The sequence below is a fragment of the Paenibacillus sp. FSL H8-0079 genome, from assembly GCF_037991315.1.
Classification (GTDB): Bacteria; Bacillota; Bacilli; order Paenibacillales; family Paenibacillaceae; genus Paenibacillus.
The window spans coordinates 4,594,280-4,617,905 of sequence record NZ_CP150300.1; the positions used below are offsets into that span (position 1 = coordinate 4,594,280).

The 23,626-nt window shown below is 47.4% G+C and carries 21 protein-coding genes and 1 other RNA gene; 2 read left to right on the top strand and 20 right to left on the bottom strand.

Going from position 1 to position 23,626, the window contains the following annotated elements; all coding sequences use genetic code 11:
• Positions 1-272: 272 nt before the first annotated feature.
• Positions 273-2,147 carry a S8 family peptidase gene (locus MHI06_RS20600; RefSeq protein WP_340398933.1) on the top strand — a complete coding sequence of 625 codons (1,875 nt, stop codon included), beginning with the start codon at positions 273-275 and terminating at the stop codon, positions 2,145-2,147.
• 106 nt (positions 2,148-2,253) lie between these two features.
• Here the strand turns inward: MHI06_RS20600 and MHI06_RS20605 are convergent, their stop codons facing one another.
• Positions 2,254-2,511: a hypothetical protein gene (locus tag MHI06_RS20605; RefSeq protein WP_036615016.1), complete on the bottom strand. Its 258-nt coding sequence runs from the start codon at positions 2,509-2,511 to the stop codon at positions 2,254-2,256.
• 86 nt (positions 2,512-2,597) lie between these two features.
• Positions 2,598-4,118 (bottom strand): PLP-dependent aminotransferase family protein, encoded by a 1,521-nt coding sequence (locus MHI06_RS20610; RefSeq protein WP_340398934.1) that lies wholly within the window; start codon positions 4,116-4,118, stop codon positions 2,598-2,600.
• A gap of 107 nt (positions 4,119-4,225) precedes the next feature.
• On the opposite strand from MHI06_RS20610, the gene MHI06_RS20615 reads away from it, so the two are divergent.
• Complete coding sequence (locus tag MHI06_RS20615; RefSeq protein WP_340398935.1) at positions 4,226-5,455, top strand: PLP-dependent aminotransferase family protein; 1,230 nt, start codon at positions 4,226-4,228, stop codon at positions 5,453-5,455.
• Positions 5,456-5,702: 247 nt separating this feature from the next.
• Here MHI06_RS20615 and rnpB read toward each other — a convergent pair.
• The 18 genes from rnpB to yqfC form a co-directional block, all read right to left on the bottom strand.
• Positions 5,703-6,112: RNase P RNA component class A (gene rnpB / locus MHI06_RS20620), an RNA gene on the bottom strand.
• An 82-nt stretch (positions 6,113-6,194) separates the two neighbouring features.
• On the bottom strand, positions 6,195-7,310 hold the full coding sequence (locus tag MHI06_RS20625; RefSeq protein WP_340398936.1) for a Nif3-like dinuclear metal center hexameric protein: 1,116 nt from the start codon (positions 7,308-7,310) through the stop codon (positions 6,195-6,197).
• Positions 7,286-8,044: a class I SAM-dependent methyltransferase gene (locus MHI06_RS20630; RefSeq protein WP_340398937.1), complete on the bottom strand. Its 759-nt coding sequence runs from the start codon at positions 8,042-8,044 to the stop codon at positions 7,286-7,288. Before MHI06_RS20630 ends, MHI06_RS20625 begins: the two co-directional genes overlap by 25 nt.
• Positions 8,045-8,228: 184 nt before the next feature.
• On the bottom strand, positions 8,229-9,368 hold the full coding sequence (gene rpoD, locus MHI06_RS20635) for an RNA polymerase sigma factor RpoD (protein WP_017687256.1): 1,140 nt from the start codon (positions 9,366-9,368) through the stop codon (positions 8,229-8,231).
• 43 nt (positions 9,369-9,411) lie between these two features.
• Positions 9,412-11,232: a DNA primase gene (dnaG, locus tag MHI06_RS20640; RefSeq protein WP_036615029.1), complete on the bottom strand. Its 1,821-nt coding sequence runs from the start codon at positions 11,230-11,232 to the stop codon at positions 9,412-9,414.
• A gap of 47 nt (positions 11,233-11,279) precedes the next feature.
• On the bottom strand, positions 11,280-11,768 hold the full coding sequence (locus MHI06_RS20645; RefSeq protein ID WP_076332315.1) for a DUF188 domain-containing protein: 489 nt from the start codon (positions 11,766-11,768) through the stop codon (positions 11,280-11,282).
• Between the two features lie 208 nt (positions 11,769-11,976).
• Positions 11,977-14,052: a glycine--tRNA ligase subunit beta gene (glyS, locus tag MHI06_RS20650; RefSeq protein ID WP_340398938.1), complete on the bottom strand. Its 2,076-nt coding sequence runs from the start codon at positions 14,050-14,052 to the stop codon at positions 11,977-11,979.
• The gene (glyQ, locus tag MHI06_RS20655; protein WP_145323243.1) at positions 14,045-14,932 is read right to left on the bottom strand and encodes a glycine--tRNA ligase subunit alpha; all 888 of its coding nucleotides are present in this window, start codon (positions 14,930-14,932) and stop codon (positions 14,045-14,047) included. Before glyQ ends, glyS begins: the two co-directional genes overlap by 8 nt.
• 409 nt (positions 14,933-15,341) lie before the next feature.
• Positions 15,342-16,094, bottom strand: coding sequence for a DNA repair protein RecO (recO, locus tag MHI06_RS20660; RefSeq protein WP_036674806.1), 753 nt, complete (start codon positions 16,092-16,094; stop codon positions 15,342-15,344).
• Between the two features lie 33 nt (positions 16,095-16,127).
• Positions 16,128-16,268, bottom strand: a complete 141-nt coding sequence (locus MHI06_RS20665; RefSeq protein ID WP_340398939.1) for a YqzL family protein — start codon at positions 16,266-16,268, stop codon at positions 16,128-16,130.
• Between the two features lie 104 nt (positions 16,269-16,372).
• Entirely contained in the window at positions 16,373-17,272 is a 900-nt protein-coding gene (gene era, locus MHI06_RS20670; protein WP_047843779.1) for a GTPase Era, read from the bottom strand.
• 36 nt (positions 17,273-17,308) lie between these two features.
• Positions 17,309-17,722, bottom strand: coding sequence for a cytidine deaminase (locus tag MHI06_RS20675; protein WP_105410375.1), 414 nt, complete (start codon positions 17,720-17,722; stop codon positions 17,309-17,311).
• A 262-nt stretch (positions 17,723-17,984) separates the two neighbouring features.
• Positions 17,985-18,356 carry a diacylglycerol kinase family protein gene (locus MHI06_RS20680; protein ID WP_340398940.1) on the bottom strand — a complete coding sequence of 124 codons (372 nt, stop codon included), beginning with the start codon at positions 18,354-18,356 and terminating at the stop codon, positions 17,985-17,987.
• Positions 18,356-18,853 (bottom strand): rRNA maturation RNase YbeY, encoded by a 498-nt coding sequence (gene ybeY / locus MHI06_RS20685; protein ID WP_036674804.1) that lies wholly within the window; start codon positions 18,851-18,853, stop codon positions 18,356-18,358. Before ybeY ends, MHI06_RS20680 begins: the two co-directional genes overlap by 1 nt.
• Positions 18,854-18,887: 34 nt before the next feature.
• Positions 18,888-21,137 (bottom strand): HDIG domain-containing metalloprotein, encoded by a 2,250-nt coding sequence (locus MHI06_RS20690; protein WP_340398941.1) that lies wholly within the window; start codon positions 21,135-21,137, stop codon positions 18,888-18,890.
• A 16-nt stretch (positions 21,138-21,153) separates the two neighbouring features.
• Positions 21,154-22,125 carry a PhoH family protein gene (locus MHI06_RS20695; protein WP_169481654.1) on the bottom strand — a complete coding sequence of 324 codons (972 nt, stop codon included), beginning with the start codon at positions 22,123-22,125 and terminating at the stop codon, positions 21,154-21,156.
• Positions 22,126-22,131: 6 nt separating this feature from the next.
• On the bottom strand, positions 22,132-23,325 hold the full coding sequence (yqfD, locus tag MHI06_RS20700; RefSeq protein WP_340398942.1) for a sporulation protein YqfD: 1,194 nt from the start codon (positions 23,323-23,325) through the stop codon (positions 22,132-22,134).
• Positions 23,322-23,615 carry a sporulation protein YqfC gene (gene yqfC, locus MHI06_RS20705; RefSeq protein ID WP_145323259.1) on the bottom strand — a complete coding sequence of 98 codons (294 nt, stop codon included), beginning with the start codon at positions 23,613-23,615 and terminating at the stop codon, positions 23,322-23,324. Before yqfC ends, yqfD begins: the two co-directional genes overlap by 4 nt.
• Positions 23,616-23,626 lie beyond the last annotated feature (11 nt).

Genomic DNA, 23,626 nt, shown 5'->3' on the forward strand with positions numbered 1-23,626 from the left:
CCCCTTAAATAAGTCCTTACATATAGGTCGGCCAACGGTGGTTTTCCCCTGACCTTTGAATTCTCAGCTATAATCCTACCATAAAAAGATGACGAGCGGTATCCCTTAATCATGCTTTCCGTTTCTGTCATTAAACATGCCTATTATACGCAGTTAGACTCGAACTCGTCTGCATAAAAATATCCGCTTTTTCTAACGATAGATATAACCAGTGACAACGATGAAGCACTGTTAATGATTGTCCAAAATGAACGAAGGAGGTTCCATCCACCATGTCCAGACCGAAATGGATTAACTGGGCCCTTGCAGCTGGTGCGGGAGCACTCGCCCTGACACTCCTGCTTCCAACATCCAATCGTCCCGAACCTAAGCCAGGTGCCCTGCCTGATTCAGCTCATGAAGAGCACACGAACAAGCAGCGTCTGAAAGTGCAGGATGTCAAAGCAACAGATCTCCTGACTCGCATGGATGCCAAGCAACATCTCAGTATCATGCTGGAGAAAACCTCAACAATGAATGACACACAGATTAGTCGATACGTGAATGATCTCCAAAGTTCACATGGACATATCAAATCCATTCATCTTATGGATACCAATGGCTCATTGGGCAAGCCATTTGATCAGGCATCCCCGCAAGGCAGCAAGCTAGAACGACAGAAGCTTGATCATGCGCTGAACCTTGCCAAAAAAGCAGTAAACAAACGTCAAAGCTTCGAATCCTCTTCTTTTCCTTTGGGAAAAGAAAAATATTTTGTAATGGGGCAACCCTCGAAAGATGGTAAAAGAGCTGTGATTGCCTTGTTTAGCCAGAACGTATTGAATGCTGTTGAACAACATCAGCGCAAAAATCTGCGCATGATCCCTTATCCGCGTGAAGGCAAATTTAAAATTGAGTCAGTTCACCCGGATACGCTGAACGAAATCACGGTGAAAACCGGGCATGATAATGCCAATGCCAGTCATTTCTACGAAAATGAAATCGTCATCCGTTTTCGGCAAGATCCCGGTGAACGGGATATGCGTATCATTAAATCTGATCTAAGAGCGCAATCTGCGCGTAAGCTGGGATACACGTATGTTTTTCGGTCAGAACACATGAATTACAAGCAATTGCATAGCTATTTCGAAGGTAAATGGAATCCACTCTATATGGAACCCCACTACATGTATTTAACCAATGACACCACAGCTGAACAAACCGATGTAACGATCCCCAACGACATTTTGTTCTCCGATTATCAGTGGAACTTGCCTGCGATAGAGACGAACAGAGGTTGGAATATTACAAAGGGAAACAAAGATGTCATCGTTGCAGTGGTCGACACGGGTGTGGATATGAATCACCCTGACCTGAAGGGCAAGCTCCTTGAGGGTTATAATGTGGTCGAACCGGGAAGCCAACCAATGGATGATGTGGGACATGGCACACACGTCGCAGGCATTATCGGCGCCATTGTCAACAATAATGAAGGCGTGGCGGGCATGAGCTGGTATAACAAGGTACTGCCGGTTAAAGTGCTCGACAACTCGGGGTCTGGAACCACGTATGCCGTTGCCGAAGGTATCATCTGGGCAGCCGATCATGGAGCCAAAGTCATCAATATGAGTCTCGGCAACTATGCTGATGCGCAATTTCTTCATGATGCCATTAAATATGCTTTTGACCGCGATATCGTGTTGATTGCAGCCACGGGGAACGATAATACCGAGCGTCCTGGCTACCCTGCTGCCTATCCGGAAGTATTTGCCGTATCTGCTACGGACCCGGATATGAGCAAAGCATCCTATTCCAACTACGGGGATTATGTGGATGTGATGGCCCCGGGGTCCAGTATTGCAAGTACGTACCCGGACAATCAGTATGCAGCGTTGTCTGGTACATCCATGGCTAGCCCACATGTAGCCGCGCTTGCAGGGTTGATTCGTTCCTTGAACCCGGACTTAACCAACACGGAAGTCATGGATCTGATGCGCCAAAGTGTCATCGACCTCGGCGATCCGGGCCACGATAAGTATTTCGGCTATGGGCAGATCGATGTCTATAAAGCACTGCAAGCCGCATCAGGCAACAGCGCTCCTCTGCAGTTTTGGCCCCAGCATGTCAGACAACAAATGGATAATACGATGAAAAAGTATACCCAGTAGTCGTCATGACTCTATTCTGTAAAAACACAAAAGCAGCTGCGCCCCGGGGCGTACGCTGCTCTTTGGTTTATATCCAAATTCCAATTCCCCGGGGCACCCGCTGCGATTACCGTTTGCGAGAAGTTGTGCGGGCTTTGCTTGATTTTTTCACGGATTTTTTCTTCGGATTATGGCTGGATACGTAGCAAGGGTCTTCTTCTTTAACAACAACAGGGTACATGTGGTGGTGGATCGGAACACAGTGATGTTTTTTGATCACTTCAATCGGGTGGATTACAGGTACGATTTGCGGAATGTAATAATCCTCAACAACCTGGATCGGGTCACAAACAATCGGACAAAGCGGTGGACAGTAATGGTTCATTTCAAAACCAACTCCCTTTCTGGTGATACTATAACCTATTGCATTAAGTCGAAAGTGGATTGGATGTATGTCCATACTCCTAAAAATTATATGAGCGGTAGCCTGTCCGCAACTGCCCCACCCTGCTGAGGTGTTACTCTGTCAATGACTCCGCAAAGTACACGAAGCCCTTCACACAAAAGCTCGACGCTCGTTACCGTGAAGCAGATGCGCAGACTGGAAGTATCCGTCTCCCCCACATAACAGGCGGAACCTGGGAGGAATGAGACCCCTGCGGCAAGTGACTGATGATGCAGTTCACGCATATCCAGGCTACTCGGAAGTTGAAGCCACAGATTAAGTCCTCCCTCTGGCAAGCGCCAGTGTATATCCTTAGTAGCATGCTCTTCCAACACTTCAGATGCCGCACACAAACGAGAATACAATTCATCCCTCAAGCGGGATACATAGGCCCCATACTGATTCTGAATAAAGGATTGCAATGCCTTCTGTGTAAGCAGTGGGCTCCCCAAATCTGCCGTAGATTTCGCAGCCACAAGCCGGGTCAGTACGCTTCCGTCTGCAATGGCGCAGGCTATACGGCAACCGGGAGACAGCACCTTGCTGAAGCTTTTGATGTACACCACATGACCTGTGCCATCCATGGATTTAATGGAAGCCGGGGGAGGATCACGAAAATAAAGATCGGCAAACGGGTCATCCTCCAGAATGAGGCAGTGGTAACTTTGCGCAAGATTCAGAAGTTGTGCTCGCCTTCTTGCACTCATCGTAATACCAGTCGGATTGTGATAGGTCGGGATCGTATAGATCAGCTTGGGCGGATAGGTGTCACATAAGCGGGTTAACAGATCAATACGCATACCTTCGTCGTCCATCGGAACCGTAATGATCTTGGCACCTCTGCTTGTAAACACATCAATGGCTCCAGTATAGCTTGGCGCCTCCATATACACGACATCCCCGGGTCCAACAAAAGTCCGTGCCACAAGATCAATTCCCTGTTGAGCACCGCTTGTAATTAGCATGCGTTCAGGTGCCACCTGTAGGCCACGCTCGGCAAAATGTTCCGCAAAAATCTGTCTAAGTTCCCGATCTCCCTGAAAAGATCCATACGCCGCCATACGCTCTGCATGATCTGAGGAAAGCCGGTAGGCACTGTCAATAATCTCGCGTGTAGGTAACAGTTCAGGCTGAATCGCTGACATATGAAGTTCATAACGTACTTGAGGTGACGTATCAAAATGTCTCCAGAGCTGTGCTCGCGGTAAATAATCTACCAGTGCCATCTGCCAATTCCATGGCGTACTGGATTCACTATTGCTATTTTTCCGCTGCGCTCGGTCCACATCCTCCCTCTGATCCGTGTGTAACGCCCCTCTGACATAACAACCTTTACCCTGGGAGCAGGTAATCAATTGAATCGCTTCGAGTTCAGCATAGGCCTTCGATACGGTGACCAGGCTGACACCCAGATCCGTGGTCATTTTACGAACAGAAGGAAGTCGGGTTCCGGGTTCAATCAGTCCTGATCTGATACGGTCCGCAATCGTTAGCGCAATTTGCACGTACAATTTGGTACTGCTTCCCCTTTTTAATTCGATATGCATGTGTGCTCCCCCAACTGTTATGATCTTCATTTTACTGTTATAGTGCAGTCCGTCTATTATAGTTTATAATATCAGTATAACAGTGAATAACAGGAGATGAGAATAACATGAGTATCCCTTGGTCCAAAATGGCACAAAACACCCCGTCCTCTGTCGTTCGCGACATGCTCCAGGCCGCTCAGGCACCTGGAATGATCTCACTAGCCGGTGGATTACCAGCGCAGACTTCATTCCCGCTGGAAGCTATCCGCGTTGCATATGAAAAAGTATTTATGAGCGGAGCAGCCGCTCTTCAATATGCGGAGACTGAAGGTTACCGTCCTCTCCGCGCCAAAATCGCCGAGCGTCTTGAATCCAAGGGCATTCCCGCTTCACCCGACCATATGCTCCTCACGACGGGTTCACAACAATCCATCGACCTGGTCTGTCGTATCCTTCTTGATCCGGGTGACCGCGTACTGGTTGAATCACCTACCTACCTCGCTGCCCTGCAAGTTATTCATTCCTATCAAGCTGAATCTCACGGCGTAGCCTGTGATGATCACGGCATGTTGCCTGAGTCTCTGGAGGAACAGCTCCAGCTACATCGTCCAAAGCTCGTCTATATCAACCCAACGTTCTCCAATCCTACGGGTAAAGTATGGTCACGAGAAAGAAGACAGCAGGCTGTGGATCTGTGCCACAAGTATGGTGTACTCATTCTGGAAGATGATCCCTATGGTGAAATTCGGTTTAATCCGGAGCAATTGGATGTCCCTGCTCTTGCAGAACTGGATGCAGTATCCTATGACGGCCCTTCCAACGTTATCTACACCAGTACATTCTCCAAAACGGTAGCACCTGGCCTTCGTACGGGATGGATTCTGGCCGCTCCCGATATTGTCAAAATGGCAGCACGGGCTAAACAGGGTGCAGACTTGCATTCCAGCAGTATCGACCAAAGAGCTCTTCACGCACTGCTTGAATCCTTCGATTTGGATGCGCATATCCGCCATATTTCAGAGGATTACGAAAAACGCATGAAAACACTGACGACTCTTATGGCAGCCAAAGCATGGGAAGGCATCTCGTGGAATTCACCCCAAGGTGGCATGTTCTTGTGGCTGCAATTGCCTGAAGGCATGCTTGCAAGCAATCTGTTCACTTACGGTATTCAGGAGAAAGTGTGCATTGTGCCAGGTGATTCCTTCTATGCGGGTACACCGGAGCTCAACCGCATGCGGATCAACTTCACGCATACAGATCCCGAGCTACTCCCGGAGGCTGTAGAACGAATGGATCGCGCCATTCAACGCTGGCATGCTTCGTTAACATCGGATAGTGTCGTTACACTGTAATGAACTGTCATAAACGTTTCCCTATGTATGAAGGTTGAATAGCTTGATATGAGAAATAAAAATAAGGCGGCAGGCCCGAGAATCTCGGAACTGCCGCCTTATTTTTATAGAACCTGTTTCAACAGGAGTTATGTTTTTCGGATGTTCATGGGTCCTTCTGATCAGTCAGGCCATCGGATGATTCATACGGGTTGTCCTCGACTGATAGGTGGACTACATTATGTTGCTATGGTGTTGTTGTTGCAGTTAGGAAAGCTTACCGTAAGCCGGGTTCTGTGCTCTTCGTGGTTCATACGGGAACTACCCTCCCACCAGAAGCGACAATCATCTATCTAGGCCATACATTGCTGCACAGCTCAAGCGACCAACCTAGACACACCTCGGGCTAAGGTTGCCTCCTCCGAAAAGGCGGCTGTGTCCCATTAGGTCTTGCTCCAGATGGGGTTTACCAGGAACGAAGTCACCAGCGTTCCTCGGGGTCTCTTACACCTCGGTTCCATCCTTGCCTGTGCCGGAAAATCCGGCCATCGGCGGTCCATTTCTGTGGCACTATCCTTCAACTCGCGCTGACTGGACGTTATCCAGCATCCTGCCCTGTGGAGCCCGGACTTTCCTCTCGTGGCAACAAAGGCCACCAGCGATTGTCTGTCAAACTTTCCGAACAACATTACATAGTATACAGGCATTTAGGTTCCCAGACAAGCTTAATATTACTGGGAATCACACAGCAACTGTCTTTTTAGATAAACTGGAATACTTCCGTGTTTACCTCTGAAGCTGTAACTTGCGTATCATATCGTTTATCTTGCAAACGCGAACGAAGCCAATCGGCTGTTTTCGGTTTCATAATCTTTTCGGAATTATGTCCCGGGTCGATGATGCACATGCCTGCCATTAACGCATCATGAGCCGTGTGATAATCGATGTCCCCGGTCACAATAACATCCGCACCTTTGAAGCGAGCCGTGAGCGCGTAACGGCTGCCAGATCCGCCAAGAACCGCTGCTTTTTTGATTGTTTTGTTCAGATCCCCTACTACACGCACATGAGGCACATTGAATTGGGTCTTCACGACCTCCACGAGCTCACCTAATGTCTTAGGCTCCCTAAGAGGTCCCAAGCGTCCCAGGCCGAGCGTACGGCCTTTTAAATCCATTGCATAGAGGTCGTAGGCCACTTCTTCATACGGGTGAGCCTTAAGCATCGCCTGAACGACCTTACTACGCAGGCTTTGAGGCACAATGGTCTCAATACGCATTTCTTCCACACGTTCCATCTGCCCTTGAGTACCAATAAACGGTTGTGTCCCTTCACCTGGTACAAAAGTTCCTGTACCTTCCGTGTTGAAGCTGCACTTGTTGTATTGACCGATACTCCCCGCTCCGGCTTCCAGAATGGCTTGAAGAACCTGTTCATGATGCGTACGAGGCACAAATACAGCGAGTTTGTACAAATGATCTGTATGTACATCCTCCAGCGATTCCTTACTCTCGATGCCAAGTGCTTCGGCCATCCAGTCATTCATGCCACCTTCGGCTACGTCCAGGTTCGTATGACTGATATAGACAGCAATATCATGCTTAATCAGCTTTTCATACAGTTTACCCATAGGCGTATCCGTACTCAGTGACTTAACCGGTCGGAAAATAATGGCATGATGGGCGATAATCAAATTGGCACCGATACGAATCGCTTCGTCCACCACTTCATCCGTCACATCCAAAGCAACTAACACGTGACTGATTTCTTTTTGCAAACTGCCCAGCTGCAGACCAATGCGATCATCTGGTACAGCCAGATGTTTCGGAGCAAGTTGCTCCATCAGTTGAATTACAGATTGACCTTTGGCAAACATGCCAAAACCTCCTTCAAGTTTGCGATAAGACGCTCTACCTCAGCCGCCTTGTCCCGGGAAGAATCCTGATCGGATTTGGAGATGGAGTTAACAACCCCTTGCAGTTTGACGATCTCACTTTCCCACTTGGCAAAAAATACATCCGTCGGTCGATCAACCAAATAAGGCCCCATCCGTAGCAGCAAATCTTCCGTCAATTCTGTCCCGCCTTGAAGCGGACGTGCACGATACACCTCAACATTGGCAATCGGGCTTACGGATTGTGGCATCGCCGTTATAATTTCATAGATCTTACCGTCTTCTTCGAGCAACTGTTCTGCTACAACTACCCAATTATGCTCCAACAACCAGCGTCTGAGGATATCCTCTCCCACATTCGGTTGCAAAATAAGGAGCTGGACTCCTTCCAGTTTGGATAAGCCTCGGTCCAAAATAGACGCGATCAGAGCACCACCCATACCCGCAATGGTGATGACTTCCACTTCTCCCGCAGAAATCACATCAAGCCCGTCTCCACGACGCACTGTGATTTTCTCTTTCAGGCCAGCATCGCTGACTTGTTTGCATGCAGCATCATAAGGGCCAGGATTGACTTCCCCGGCTACTGCACTTGCAGCTTTCCCACTGCGGATCGCGGCTACTGGTAACAACGCGTGGTCTGAACCGATATCAGCCATGCGGCTGCCATCGGGAATTTGATCATGTATTCGCTGTAATCGATTCGAAAGTTTCATGAAGCACCTACACCATTCATTTAATTTATTGATTTGCATTGAACAAGGAAAAGCGATAAAATAAAATCCAATCAAACATTTCAAGGATGAATTTCCAAAACCAAGAAATCAAGACGTTTAAATTAAAAATAAAGGAGACCCCGCCGCCGCTAAAGCGTCTTGCGGAAAGTCTCCCATAGTTCGATTATTCGAGGAAATCCTTGAGTCGTTTACTACGACTCGGGTGACGCAACTTACGAAGAGCCTTGGCTTCGATCTGACGAATACGCTCACGCGTAACACCAAATACCTTGCCGACTTCCTCCAGCGTTCTCGTCCGTCCATCGTCCAGACCAAAACGTAGACGAAGAACATTCTCTTCACGCTCAGTCAATGTATCAAGTACATCTTCGAGCTGTTCTTTCAGCAACTCATATGCAGCAGCATCCGCCGGAGCAAGTGCTTCCTGATCCTCAATGAAGTCACCCAGATGGGAATCATCTTCCTCACCAATCGGTGTCTCCAGAGAAACCGGTTCCTGTGCAATCTTCGTAATTTCACGAACTTTCTCCACACTCAGATCCATCTCAGCAGCGATTTCTTCTGGTGTCGGTTCACGCCCAAGTTCCTGCAACAGCTGACGGGAAACCCGGATCAGCTTATTAATCGTCTCCACCATGTGCACAGGGATACGAATGGTACGCGCCTGGTCAGCTATAGCACGAGTGATCGCTTGACGAATCCACCATGTGGCATACGTACTGAACTTGTATCCTTTTTTGTGGTCGAACTTCTCAACCGCTTTGATCAGACCCATATTACCTTCCTGAATCAAATCAAGGAACAACATTCCACGTCCAACGTACCGCTTGGCGATACTGACTACGAGACGCAGGTTCGCTTCAGCCAGACGACGCTTGGCTTCTTCATCCCCGTTCTCAATCCGTTTGGCCAGCTGTACTTCATCATCTGCCGACAACAATGGCACACGACCAATTTCCTTGAGATACATACGGACAGGGTCATTGATTTTGATACCTGGCGGCAAGCTCAGATCATCATCAAAGTGGAATTCGTCCTCTCCCTCTCTGGTGTTGTTCTCGGAATCTTCACTAGGACGAAGTGTAACCTCTTCATTATTTTCATTCACTACATCGATACCCAGATCGCTCAGTTGCTCATAGAACTCATCCATTTGCTCTGCATCTTGCTCAAAAGGAGAGAGTTTCTCTATAATTTCCTTGTAATTCAGCGAAGCTCTTTTCTTACCTGATTCAATCAATTGATCTTTAACCTGATCCAGTGTCAATTCTGTTTCTAGTTCAGTATGCTGATCATTCGCCATAACTCGACTCCCTCCTCCCTAGAAACATCCAATAATCAGACGTTCACTGTCTCTCTAGGGCAATCATTTCAATTGCAATCTGTGCCGCGCGTACAGAATCACCTGCCCGCTCTGCAGCAATCATTTCTTCTTTTTTCAAATCGTACTCTTTCTTACGCGGATGCTTCAGCACTTCCCTGATGCAATCATCGAGCATTTGAATACTCCATTCACCTGGACCATCCATCATCGAGATTGAACTGACCGTTTTTTCCAGGCGATCGTCATGCAGTGAAGACATAAAACGGCTTGTATCCGACGGCTTGCCTTGCGCATAGTAGGCATATAGATAAGCAGCAATAGCTGCATGATCATCCAAGTTAAAAGCTTCACCAAGATGCTCATTCACGTACTGGGCAGCCTCATCATCCTGCAACATCCAGGCAATCAGTTTGCGTTCGGCAGCGTGATAAGCCGGCAACAGATTGGGTGTAGGCACCTGCCTATTTTGTTGCCTACCATTATTCCACCTTTTCGGGTTATTATCCCCAAACTGGAGGTTATTTTTCATCGCCTCCCGTTCTTCATTACACTCCTGCTTCAATGTTTCGAACGATACGTCCACTTCTGCAGCCAGTTCACGAAGATACACTTCCCTTTCTGTTGGAGAAGGTAAGGGTGCAATCAATTTTACTGCTTCTTTCGAATAGGCGATTTGTCCGCCACCCTCTAGCAGTATATGGCTTTTTTTTAGGTTTATAAGTTTAAATTTTGTAGTTGTCACGGCACCGTCCACAATCTGGTTTCGGAACCGTTCACCACCATGCTTCCGGATAAAATCATCCGGGTCAAGTCCCTCAGGAATGAGAGCCACTTTGACCTGCAATCCGGCTTCCTCAAGAATGGGAAAATTTTTGAGTGCAGCAGCTTGTCCTGCTCGGTCGCCGTCATAACATATGATGACCTCGTCGCACATCCCCTTGAGCATCAGTGCCTGATTCTCGGTTAAAGCCGTACCCATTGCCGCTACACCATTCTGGATATCCTGATCCCATGCGGATATGACATCACCATATCCCTCGAACAAAATGGCTTGCCGTTGTTTGCGAATTGCATTTTTGGCATGATGCAGATTATAGAGAACACGGCTTTTGTTAAATAACCGGGTTTCCGGTGAATTTAGATACTTCGGTTGCCCATCTCCCAATATGCGCCCTGCAAATGCAATCGGCTTACCGCTCCTGCCATTGATCGGGAACATAATCCGGTCTCGGAATCGGTCCACATATCCTTGACCTTCATTTCGCGGTGACAGAAGTCCACCCTTTTCCATCTCTTCAAGTGGATAGTTACGTTTTTCGAGAAATTGTACCAGGGTGTCCCAACGATTCGGTGCGAACCCAATCTGGAACTGGTCGATCAACTTGTCGCCAAAACCTCGTGAGCGTAAATACTCCATGGCTGACTTGCCGTGCTCTGTATTTTTCAACAAAAAATGATACAGCTTCGCGGTAAGCTCATAAGCCTCCAACAGACGTTCCGTCTCCGGATTCACATGAGCAGATTCACGCCCTTGCCAGTCGCCCATAGAGATATGGCTTTCTTCTGCCATCGTCTTGACAGCCTCGGGAAAGGATAACCCTTCGATTTCCATCCTGAATTTGATGGCATTTCCACCCGTGCCGCAACCGTAGCAGTAGAAAATTTGTTTCTCAGGTGTAACGGTGAACGAAGGCGTCTTCTCGGAATGAAAAGGACAGAGGCCCTTCATATACTTCCCCTGCTTGGTCAGATGCACAAATCGGCTCACCGTATCGACAATATCATTCTGCTGTAACACCGATTCAATAATACTTTCGGGTATACCGCCTTGTCCGGTACTCATCTCTGGCCACCTTCATCTCTTCAACACGTAAATATAATTCGATAAACTTACACATTCTCCTGCAAATCTTTTAAAAGTTTTGTCAGTTTATGTTGAAAAATTTCTCGATCCTGCTCTGTGAAAGGCTTTGGGCCTTTCCCATAATGCCCTCTTTTTCGCGCTTTGGCCGCAGTGTGACGAGAATCCAACATGAAATCAATGTCACGATCGTTAAACTCACGACCACGAAAGGATAAAACATAACAACGTTTACCGAGCGCAAGTGCCGCAAGTCCATAGTCCTGAGTGATAACCACATCGTATGGCTTAATATGATTAGCAATATACAGGTCTGCGCTCTGATCACTGCGATCCACTTGCACGGTTCGCACCCCTTCTCCTCCTTGAAGCAAATGATCAAATGAAGAGACTAACAGTACAGGGATGTTGAAAAGGCGAGCGGTTTGCGCAATCTCAGTTTTGACCGGACAAGCATCACCATCCACAACAATATGGCGTATATTTAACTCACTCAATCCCAGACCACCCGGTTTCATAAAATAGCTGCATATTGTAATATACGACCCCGGCCAGGCAAAATCCTTCTGCCAGAGCAAGGGAAATCAAAGGCTAAAATACGGAGCGATTGTAAAAAATACATTTCACAACCCGTTCCGTATATTTATACCCTCATATATCCTTCTTTAATACTGAATTTTAGCATTGCTTCAAGTCTGTGGAAAAGGACTCATGAAATACGCCCAATTACCAAACCAACTTGGAAAAATCAGCAAATCCTTTCAAGTCACGATCAATAGCCGCGAGCAGTGCAAGTCGGTTCGCACGAACAGCATCATCTTCAGCCATAACCATGACCGAATCGAAGAATGAAGTAATACCATCCTTCCAAGCGGATGCAATAGCCAGCGCTTCAGCAGCATCGTGCTGAGTCAATGCCTGACGGTACTCTGCATTTGTTCTGCTCCATGCCTCGTGCAACTGACGCTCTCCATCTTCTGTGAACAGTTCCGGATGTACGGAAGCATTGGATGCTTTAGCAGCCAGATTACCCACACGGTTAAACGATTCAACCGTTGTTTTGAATGCGTCTCCTGTCAGAACAGCCGCCATCAACGCTTCACCTTTTGGAACCACAGCGCTGATATCATCGAATCCGGAAGAAATCACGGCATCCACAACGTCGTAACGGACGGTTTCGGACAACAATTTTTTCACACGAAGCCCGAAGAAGTCTTGCAGATCTTTACGAACCTCTTCATCTGCACGTTTCAACAGGTTCATCTGGGCATGCACTTGAAGCGCTACTCCGAACACATCTGACAATGTCAACGGTAGCTTATGATCCAGCAAAATCTGTACAATACCTGCAGCCTGACGGCGCAGCGCATACGGATCTTGAGATCCCGTAGGAATGATGTTGATGGAGAAGCAACCCACGATTGTGTCCATTTTATCCGCAGCACTCACAATGGCACCGACAAGCGAAGCAGGAGATTGATCTCCGGCGAAACGTGGCTGATAGTGTTCGAATACAGCTTTGGCCACTTCTTCTTTTTCGCCCGCTTTACGAGCGTAATCTTCACCCATAACACCTTGCAGTTCCGGGAATTCACCTACCATCAGTGTCACCAGATCGAATTTGCAGATATCTGCTGAGCGGCTAACGGATTCGGCAACATCACCCGATACTTGCAGTTTGGCAGCAAGCCCATCGGCAATCTTGCGAATACGACGTACTTTATCTCCAACCGTTCCCAGCTCTTCCTGGAAGACGATACTTTCAAGCTTCGACAGTGCATCCTTAATCTGTAGCTTCTGATCTTCCTCATAGAAGAACTTGGCATCAGACAAACGTGCACGCAGAACTTTTTCATTCCCTTTGGCAATAACATCCAGTGAATCACTTCCACCGTTACGTACCGTTACGAAGAATGGCAACAATTGTCCCTCGCTGTCCAATACAGGGAAATAACGCTGATGCTCACGCATGGAAGTAATCAATACTTCTTGTGGAATATTCAAAAATGAAGAGTCGAATGTCCCGAACAATACCGTAGGTGTTTCCACCAGGAACAGCACTTCTTCCAACAAGTCTTCCTTAATCGCAATATCCCATTTTTTCTCAGCAGCCAGAGCCTGAATTTGGGATACAATGATCTGTTCACGTTCCTGGATATCTGCAATGACATGTTCAGAACGCAACACTTCCACGTACGAAGACGGATTGGAAATCACGGCCTCCTTACCGAGGAAACGATGTCCGCGAGTTACATTACCCGACTTGACGCCTGTTACTTCCAGGTCGATAACATCACTGCCGAGCATAGCCACGATCCAGCGGATTGGACGTACAAATTTGAAATCATAAGAAGCCCAACGCATGAATTTCGGGAACGTCATGGCTTGTAATACAGATAACAAGCCTTCGCCAACCACAGAAGCCGTTTCCACACCTTTGCTGCTCTTCGTTGCATAGATATATTCGACACCGTTCAATTCTTTGAACGTGAACTGGTCCGGTTCAACACCTTGACTGCGAGCGAATCCGAGTGCAGCTTTGCTCCAATTGCCACTGTCGTCCAGTGCAATTTTGCGTGAAGGGCCTTTCACTTCTTCCTCGATATCTTCCTGCTTTTCAGCCACATTCTGAATCAAAACAGCCAGTCGGCGTGGTGTAGCATACGCATTCACTTCACCATAAGCAATGCGGGATGCATCAAGCCATTTCACGACACGCTCTTGTAGCTGCGCAATTGCTGCGCGCATGAAGCGTGCAGGTACTTCTTCCAGCCCGATTTCAAACAACAGATCCTTAGACATGCTCGGCTCCCCCTTTCTTGATCAGCGGGAAGCCTAGCTTCTCACGCTCTTCCATATATGTTGCAGCGACTTGGCGAGCCAGATTACGGACACGTGTGATGTAGCCCGTTCGTTCCGTTACACTGATGGCTCCACGTGCATCCAACAGGTTGAACGTGTGGGAACATTTCAGCACATAGTCATATGCCGGGAATACCAGGTGCTGTGCCATGGCTTTGTTTGCTTCTTCTTCATGCATGTTGAAGAGTGTAAACAACATTTTCACATCAGATACTTCAAACGTATATTTAGAGTGTTCGAATTCTGGTTGACGGAATACATCACCATAAGTGATACCTTCCACCCATTCCAGATCAAACACATTCTCTTTTTCCTGAATGTACGAAGCCAAACGCTCCATACCATACGTAATTTCAACGGCTACGGGATTCGTCTCGATTCCACCAACTTGTTGGAAATACGTGAATTGTGTAATTTCCATTCCGTCCAACCATACTTCCCAACCAAGACCTGCACAACCAAGGGAAGGGTTCTCCCAGTTATCTTCAACAAATCGAATATCATGTTTGAGCGGATCAATGCCCAGACGCTTCAGACTTTCCAGGTAAATTTCCTGAATATTGTCCGGAGAAGGCTTGATGATCACCTGGAACTGATGATGCTGGTACAGCCGGTTAGGGTTCTCACCATAACGTCCGTCCGAAGGACGACGGGAAGGCTCCACATAGGCCACTTTCCAAGGTTCGGGTCCAAGCGAACGTAAAAAGGTCATCGGGTTCATCGTACCTGCCCCTTTTTCCGTATCGTATGGCTGGACAATAATACAGTTATGCTCGGCCCAGAATTGTTGCAGCGTTAGAATCATCTGCTGAAAATTCATAATCATGCTCCTTTTCAATGGTTTGTTAGCAAGCTTAGAACGGAGCAGACAACAATAAATAGCCCCCGTCCTACGCCTGTTGTACAGACGTAGGGACGAGAGCTATTCCCGCGGTTCCACCCTACTTGGCTTGGATCAAACAGGATGATCCTGTTCGTTCCAGCCCACTTTTCCGTGTCCATTCATGCTCCCGAGTGCCGTTTCAAAGATCGATTTAGCCCGGCTTCCACCATCCCCGGCTCGCTCATTCATGTTTCACAAGTGTCTACAACAACTTGCCCCCACAAATGCAATAAATCCATTCTTTTACTTTCTCGTTCAATGCATGTCTCATAAAGAGAAATTATATTTCATAATATATAAAATCTAGTATGAAGTCAAGATATAGTTTCACTTCCACCAAAACGCCTCAAATCCCGTACTTCTCCATCTGATCGAGGAAAGAACGGGATTTAAGATTCAGACCAAGCTGATGATCCATGAAGGCACGCATCAGTTTTTTGATCTCATCACGGGTAGATTCACTCACTGATATATTTCCCAAGCGCTGCAGATCCAACTGCGCGAACAAACGCAACAACTTCAGAGCCTTTGGACTGACTGACATCGCCGGAGGATCGAAATGTTTGCATGCACGACACAGGACGCCACCAAGTCTGGGACTTATAAACAACTGCTCATCCGGTCGCTCCTGATTACAGGAGATACACTCATCGAACTGTGGACCATAACCGGATGCCTGTAATATTTTCATTTCGTACAGACTGGTAATAACAACCGGATCTTTTTCTTCCTTCAACGCCTGCAGACACGCCTTTAACTGTTTGAACCAAAATGTACCTGTCTCTTCATCTTGAAGCACGCGATCCAATAGTTCACACGCATAAGAGGCATAAGAGGCCTTGACCAGATCTTCACGCAACTCATGATAGGATTCAACAATTTCTCCAGCATTCAGTGTACCTAGACCTGTATTGCGAAAATATACATATTGACCAAACGTAAACGGCTGCACCAGTGCAGCATGTCGGCTCTTGGGCTTTTTGGCACCGCGGACGAGTACGCCTACTTTCCCGCCGCTTTCGGTGCAAAGCGTAATGATTTTGTTCCCTTCGCCGTAGTCCATGCTGCGGATGACAATCCCTTCCACCCTGTATAGCATGCCTCGTCACCTAACCATTCCCGAATCAGCCAGTTATCCCTCGGCTTCTTCATCTTCAATCACTTCCCTTGCAAGTTCCGACTCCTGTCCTAACGAGTTACACTCCTCGGTATATAACAAATAGGACTCCACGTCCCCCGTCATCGCAAAAACCTTCCACGAAAAATCTCGCATCGGAATTTCATCCTCTCTTCGGAAATGACGTCTGCATCTACCAAATAGGATGGAGTCTTGCAAGGTAAACTATGTGTTGCAATTACTGGATACAATTCCGACGATCAATCACGGCCAAAGCCAAGGTCACGCAGAACTCGATCCTGATTTCTCCAGTCTTTTTTCACTTTAACCCACAGATCCATGAAGATTTTGGAGCCAAGCAAATTCTGAATGTCATGTCGAGCTCGTTTACCCACTTCTTTCAGAAGGGCACCTTGCTTCCCGATAATGATTCCTTTTTGGGAATCCCGTTCCACAAAAATGACGGCTGAGATATAAACGACACCATTATCCTGAACTTTCATATCTTCGATCGTTACAGCAATGGAGTGAGGCACTTCTTCACGAGTCATTTGCAGAATTTTCTCACGAATCAACTCGGCACATACAAACTGCTCCGGATGGTCAGTAACCTGGTCATCAGGATAGTACTGTGGACCTTCAGGCAAATACTTGCCGAGCTGTTCCAGCAACGTGCTGACATTGCTGCCAAGCATGGCAGAGACAGGAACGATTTCAGCGAAATCGTGAAGCTTGCGATACGTCTCTATGAGTGGCAACAGCGCTTCCGGCTCAATTTTGTCAATTTTATTCATGACGAGAATGACAGGCGTACGGATATTTTTCAACTGTTCCGCAATATAACGGTCACCGCCACCCAAGCCTTCCGAAGCGTCAATCAGAAACAGTGCGGCTTCTACTTCTCCTAGCGTGTTCAAAGCAGTCTGGTTCATGTAATCGCCAAGTTTGGATTGACGTTTGTGAATCCCTGGTGTGTCTAAGAAAACGATTTGCTGATGTTCGGATGTATACACACCATGAATCTTATTACGGGTAGTTTGTGGCTTGTCCGACATAATGGCAATTTTCTGTCCAATAACTTGGTTCATCAGTGTGGATTTACCTACGTTTGGACGTCCAATAATGGCTACAAAACCGGATTTGAATGCTTGTTTTTTCATATGTTCCTCCTCAGGCGCCTAGGCCTGGAATATTGTTTATTTTTTTGCAGAATTCAGATCAGAAGGCCCAAAAGCCCAAGGTAACAGTTCAGCAACGGTGGTCTCTTGCAGATCACCTTTCATGTTTCCCAAGATGACTTTCATATCGGGTTCACACAGTTCGTACATGACTTGACGACATACGCCACATGGAGCAATCGGACCATCGGTGTCTCCCACAATGGCAATCGCTTTGAAGCTACGTGGCTGCTGTCCACCTGCAATGGCACTGAACATCGCTGTACGCTCAGCACAGTTACCTGGGGTATACGCAGCATTCTCAATATTACAACCATGATGCACATGCCCTTCACTGTCAAGCAAAGCTGCACCTACACCAAAATGGGAGTAAGGCGTGTACGCCTTCGTACGTGCCTTAATTGCTTCTTGCATTAGCAAACTGTTATCCATTGATATTCTCTCCCTTAGGGTGCAATATAAAATCAAACTAGTGCATTTACACTGGACACTCCGCTGTCAGAACAACCTTCCGAGCGCTGTTATCCCCAGATTTTTTTGATCCCTTTTAATAAGGGAAAATCCGGGGATAAAGGCGCACACTCCGTTTCTTCAGGTTTCTTCTGACCTCTCCGTTATCGTGTTTGCATCAAGTAAATTTATATTAGTGTGTGGTATTAAAATCAAAACGAATCAAAACAAAGTTAATACAAAATCAGTGAAAACCCAGCCAGCTCATCGCCGGCTTAATGAAAACGATACAACCGATGATGACGGCGAATACCGCAGCCAGCAGAACTGCCCCGGCCGCGGTATCCTTCGCCGCTTTTGCCAGCGGATGGATATGGGGATGTGCCAGATCAACTGCAGCCTCTACAGCCGTGTTCATCAATTCAGTCACCAGGACCAAAAAGACAGCGGTCAGCACAAACATCCAATCTATTCTTGAGATTTTGAAAAAAAAGCCGGCTACACACATCAAAACAGCCACTCCCGTGTGAACTCTCACATTACGCTGAGTCCGCAACCCATATGCGATTCCTTCCGCAGCATTGCGGAATACCAGACCCCAGGAGCGCCTTTTCATTATCGTGTCAACCCGGCCTGGGCCAATACCGCTTCTTGTTTACCCATCATTTCAGCCTCGCTAGCTTCATCCTGATGGTCATATCCGAGCAGGTGCAAGAAGCCATGGACAAACAAAAAACCAAGCTCACGTTCAAAAGAGTGTCCATACTCCTCACTTTGCAGGATGGTCCGTGGTACGGAAATGATGATGTCTCCAAGAACATCCGGCATTTCTTCCATTTCTTCATCTTCATCCAGCTCATAGATAATGTCGAGTTCTTCATCCACCGTCTCATTCATCGCAAAAGACAATACATCCGTAGGACGGTCAATACCGCGATAGTCACGGTTCAACTCGTGGATCTGCTCATCGTTTACAAAAGTCAGAGCCACTTCTCCGTCTGCCACACCTTCCGCTTCTCCAGCTAGATTCAGCAACTGTTCCAGCATTGCAATCATCGGTTCTGTAATTTCTTTATCCTGTTGTTCATTATTCCATGCCAGATTAAGACTCATTCCTTCATAACTCCTGTCTACTAATAATATTAAATTAGCCTGCTTCGGGTGAAGTCGGCTTTGGTTTCTTGATCTCCTCCGGATATTCTATCCTGGAGTGGAAGATACCCATCACCGTTTCCTTCAATGTTCTGGCGACGATGTCCAGTTCACGCATCGTAAGATCACAATCATTGAACTGATGATCATCCAATCGACCTTTAATAATCTTCTCTATCATGGACTCCACTTGCTCCACTGTCGGTTTGCGTAAAGATCTCACAGCAGCTTCTACACTATCGGCAATGCCAACAATAGCAGATTCCTTGGACTGAGCCTTCGGCCCAGGGTAACGGAAATCTTCTTCCGTGAAATCAGGTTCAACTCCTGCTTCTTCCGCTTGGCGCAGCGCTTTGTGATAGAAATAATGGAGAAATGTCGTGCCGTGATGCTGTTCCGCAATATCCCGAATAGGTCTGGGTAGTTTGTAATCCTTCTGCATTTCCACACCATCACGGGCATGGGCAACGATAATGGATTTGCTCAGTTTCGGATCGATCGAATCATGCGGATTCTCCATGTTATTCTGATTCTCAATAAAATAGATGGGGCGCTTCGTCTTGCCAATATCATGATAATACGATCCCACTCGACAGAGCAATCCGTTAGCTCCAATGGCCTCTGCCGCAGCCTCCGACAGATTGCCTACCATAACGCTGTGATGATAGGTACCCGGTGTCTCCGTGAGCAACTTGCGCAAAAGCGGATGGTTGGGATTAGACAGTTCCACCAGTTTGAGCGCTGACAAGATGCCAAATGAAGTTTCGAAAAATGGCATCAGCCCAATGACCAATATGGCAGTCAATACGCCACCAGCAAATGCAAAACCAACACCATACAGTGTTGTGGTTCGGTTCCAATCTCCTGAGTCAATCAAAGCCAGGGTGAAGACGGCTATGGACCCGAACAAGCAGACCATAATGGCCCCTTTCAGGATCGTTGATCGTTGGCTAGCCTTATGCGTTGCGAAGATCGCAACAAATGAAACCAATACAGCGAAGAAGCCCAGTTCAAAGTCAAACAGCTGACCCTGATGCGTGTTCAAAATAATACTGGACAATATACCGATCAAAATCGAACATACAAAGGCAAGCGAGGTATCCAGCAGAAGCGCAATTAACATCGCCCCTACCGCAACTGGCGCAAGGAAACCTACATAAGACCTCTCATTGGTCTGGATAATCGCCGTCACATGCATAACCACAATCGTAATAATAAAAATGAGAACAAGCATCAACAGCTGCGCATTATTATATTTGAAATGCGTTCCGCTGCATTGCTGAATATACATCAGAATTGCTGCCGACAACAGACAGGAAAACATAAGAAGCCCAAGCTGCGGCCAGTAGTTCACTTCATTTTTCAGCAAGTCATTCTCATCCAGGAGCGCATACATTTCCGGGGTGATCATTTCACCCTTGGCAACTAATGTGTCCCCTTGCTTGATAAAGACGGTTTGCGTGTTCTCACGTGCCTGAACTTTCGCTTCCTTGGTTCCCTCTTCGTCGTAGAAGCGGTTAGCGGTCACCACGAGGCGAGCAAGCTCCTGCACCACCTCACGTTGCGTACGCTTACTAAGAGAGCTGACACTCACCATCTCGGCTACTTTCGCACGTGCGGTGGTTGCATCGCTGATCTGATCCGTCATTAACCGGGAAACAATATCCCTCGCAACTGGTTTCATCTCTTGGATATCATCCGATGTCAGACGTGAGATTTTGATGTAGGTCTCTTCGGGAATACGGTAGCTTTGCTCCTGTACCACATTTCGGATCTCTTCCAACAGCGTCTCGGAGTATGTACCGGCTTTCCGATTATTATTGATATAGTTGGTCACAAAATCCTTCTGGCGTTGCGGAATTTCATCCCGATAAATATCAATCTTATCCTGACTTGAAATCTGATCATCCTGATTTAATCGATCTACACGATCAAGCAGGGTTGTCATCAAATTTTCGTTCCGCATCTGCACGATCTGAAATATTGGTTGTACGCGTTCAGCCGCTTCTTCCTGTGCTTTGAGTGTGGCCTTGTTATTCGGAATCTGCATGGGCGCAGCAATATCCACTTCACTCCGTGTACCTTCCTGAATATCATACCGCTCGGGGAGCAACTTGGAAGCCAGACTCACGTAGAAAAGAATCACCAGAAACAAAAACAGAAGATAGCGTGCCCACACGCTATACTTCCATCCTGTAGCCTTATTCTGAAAAGATTTGCCTTTTGACGGTTCCTTCGAGGTCACTTTAGACAATCCCTTTCTATGCTTGATTTTCTGCGGCGTGGTTGTAAGCCACGATAATTTTCTGGACGAGGGAATGCCGCACAACATCTTGCTCGGCAAAATAGACAAACCCAATCTCGTTAACTTCGTTCAAGATCGAATTCGCTTCCACAAGCCCGGATTTCTTACCACGCGGTAAATCAATCTGTGTCACGTCTCCGGTGATGACCATTTTGGAGCCAAAACCAAGACGGGTCAGGAACATCTTCATCTGTTCCGGTGTTGTGTTCTGTGCTTCATCAAGAATGATGAATGAGTCATCCAGCGTACGACCCCGCATGTAGGCGAGTGGCGCGATTTCGATTAACCCTCGCTCCAGTGCCTTCGCGGTCTGTTCCTGTCCCATAACGTCATACAGGGCATCGTACAGCGGTCTCAGATACGGGTCTACCTTCTCCTGAAGATCACCTGGCAAAAACCCAAGACTCTCTCCTGCTTCAACAGCAGGTCGTGTCAGCACAATGCGTTTGACGCTGCCTTCTTTAATTGCGGCAACAGCCAGTACAACAGCAAGGTAGGTTTTACCCGTACCGGCAGGACCAATGCCAAATACAATATCACGTTTTTTAATTGTAGTTACATAGTGCTTCTGTCCAATGGTTTTAACACGGATTGGTTTACCTCGGTATGTCGTCGTAATCTCGCCCTTGAACAGATCCAACAGTTGGTCTGCCCGCATATCCTTGGCAAGTTCAATCGCATACTTCACATCTCTTTCGGTTAACACGTATCCGTTGCGTATCAATTGCAGTAACACATCAAATAATTGTTCAAGCGATTCCACCTGTTGTGCATTGCCGAAAATCACAATCTCAGCTTCACGGGATGCAATCTGGGCGGGAATCTCGGATTCAATCAGTTTAAGAAAAGTATCTTGGGGTCCAAAAAGAGATTGACCCTCTCCCGCACTCTGGAGGGAGATTTGTATGCTGCGTGTTTGCTCTGACAAATATCCTCATTCTCCTTGACTATGGACTAGCGGAAGTTCCTCCGCAATGCTTTCTTCTACCTCAAATAAGACTTTCATATAAACTTTACCATTCTCTTTCTTCTCATGCAAAATTTTTTCACTTATAATTTTCGTTCCTTTGCCATTTTTGGCAATAATATCGTTCCTTGCTCCTTCCAATCCTTTCGTTCTGGCCCACTCTATCGTCTGTTGTTCCTCATGCTCTCGGGTCTCCAGATCCTTCTCTGTCAGCCAGCCCATGGGAAGTGTAAAGGATCGCCAGGTCAGGGGTCTATGATTACTCTCGGTATCAAAAGAACTGAACGGTGTATTTCCGTATCCCCATAGTTGGATCGCCCATTTTCCCAGCACCATGTAAAAACGTTCTTTGCTCTCACCCGTCATCGTGTTATGTTTTTGCACAAGCGGGACTTCTACCTGATACTCACGCCATACCAGACCACGTACTTCCCCTTTGGCAACGATCGTCTTGGTGTTCTCCTCATCTCCGAGAATACCCGAGATCAATACCTGACCCTTTTTGACACGCATGTCCTTCTGAACAACAGGACGTCCCTGCTCTGCATAGATTTGAGTGACGACAGCATCCGCTTTGCTGATCAGATGTCTGGGATTCAGTAACGGCTCGCGCTTTGGTTGCGCCGATTCCACGACCTGAATGGTAATGGTTGTCCCCTCTTTGCTCACGCCAATCCAGGTGACATCCGGCAGGGCGAGGGCGAGCTGTCTGGAGAGCTTGTCTTGGCTTTGCAAGCGAAACCCCCATTGGAAAGGGTACACCCCCTCTTTCTTCGCTGCTGCGAGCACCTCGTCCGTGGGAATGGTAACGTTACCCTTGACCTCCACATTCCACACCATAGACGACAAAGCAAACAAAGCTGCCACAAAAAACAACATTCCCCCGAGAAAAAACTTCCTTCGCAATAATCGGGCCGCAAAAAAAGGAAAACCGCTGCGATGGGTCACTTTCACTCTGCAGCCTGTCCGTTTCAACATCGGACGCAGCCTGAAAAAATGCGGCAGCAGAATGTTCATCTCTGCCACGCGTCCTTCCTGAGCACGCAGGTTCCAAACCTCCAGTCCCTGCTCTGCCACCATGTTGATCAATGCTTCAATGTCTCCCCCAGTGACCGTGATTCGGACTGCTCCCCGCAGTTTGTACAGACTGGGCTGCTTCATGCGTTCCCCTCCACTCCATTCATATGAATATCCAGAATCGTTCCTTCAACCGCTACTTCATCCGGCAAAATGTTGCGTATCACCAAGGCAGTCCCTTTGATCTCCAACTGGCCTTGGGAAAGAGCCAGAACGATGCGATCCGGTGTGAAATGGATAACACCGCGATGATTCTCTATATACAGTTGCTTACTGCCAATCAGGGTTAACCGTGGCATATCATAAAGCACATCCTGCGGCAGATCCAACACTTCACTGGTCCATCTGCGCAGCTTGCGGCTGATCCGGGTCATTCGAAGGTCTT